Origin of the sequence: Mesorhizobium sp. M7A.F.Ca.CA.004.12.1.1, assembly GCF_003997835.1 — a bacterium.
GTDB lineage: Bacteria > Pseudomonadota > Alphaproteobacteria > Rhizobiales > Rhizobiaceae > Mesorhizobium.
The window spans coordinates 1-934 of the sequence record NZ_RZRK01001318.1; the positions used below are offsets into that span (position 1 = coordinate 1).

General features: G+C 61.6%; 1 protein-coding gene and 1 pseudogene. Both read left to right on the top strand.

What is annotated here, in order from left to right; translation table 11 throughout:
• A partial coding sequence (locus EN984_RS36085; protein WP_164765990.1) for a type II and III secretion system protein family protein occupies positions 1-703 on the top strand: 703 nt, incomplete at its 5' end.
• 14 nt (positions 704-717) lie between these two features.
• Positions 718-934: pseudogene (locus EN984_RS36090) on the top strand (pilus assembly protein CpaD); the annotation flags it as partial.

Genomic DNA, 934 nt, shown 5'->3' on the forward strand with positions numbered 1-934 from the left:
TGTCAACGCCATGGAGCAGTCCGGGGTCATGAAAACCCTGGCCGAGCCGACCTTGACCGCCGTATCCGGGGAGAAGGCGACCTTCAAGGTCGGCGGTGAATACAATATGGTTTCAGGTGTCTCAGCAAACGTATCGCAGGACAACCAGACCGGCCTGAAGACCTACACCATCGAAAAGATCGAGTACGGCATCGGCCTGGAATTCCAGCCGGTGGTGTTGTCTCCCGGTCGCATAAGCCTGAAAGTTAGGACGTCGGTTTCCGAGCCGACAACCGAGGGGTCCGTATCGCTCTCCTCAGGCGTGACGAGCCCCGGCATGAATGCACTGTCGCTGCGCAAACGTCTTGCCGATACGACCGTTGAACTCCCCTCGGGCGGCTCCATGATGATCGCCGGCCTGGTTCGCGACGATGTCAGGCAAGCCGTCAACGGGTTGCCCGGGCTGACAAAGATCCCGGTGCTCGGCGCGCTCTTCCGCAGCAGAGATTTCGTGCGCAACGAGACCGAACTCGTCATCATCATCACGCCCTATCTGGTGAAGCCGGTGGCGCGCAACGACCTTGCCAAGCCGGACGACAATTTCAACGCCGCCAGCGATGGCGCTGCCATGTTCCTTGGCCGAGTCAATCGCGTCTACGGCACCATGCAGACCGACAAGCCCAACGGCCGCTACCACGGCGTCGTCGGCTTCATCTACAAGTGAGCGGGGAAGCGGACATGTCTCAGTCAGCATTGAAGGCAAGCACCATCGCCGCACCGATGCGCTTTGGCCGCTCGCAGGTCTGCCGGCGGTTCGTTCCTGTCCTGGCGGTTGCGGTGGCGGCGCTGCTCACCGGCTGCGCCCAGCGCGACAGCATCACGGTCGGCGCCATCCCGGACGATTATCGCACCAACCATCCGATCGTGATCGCGGAGAAGAACCAGAAGATAGACC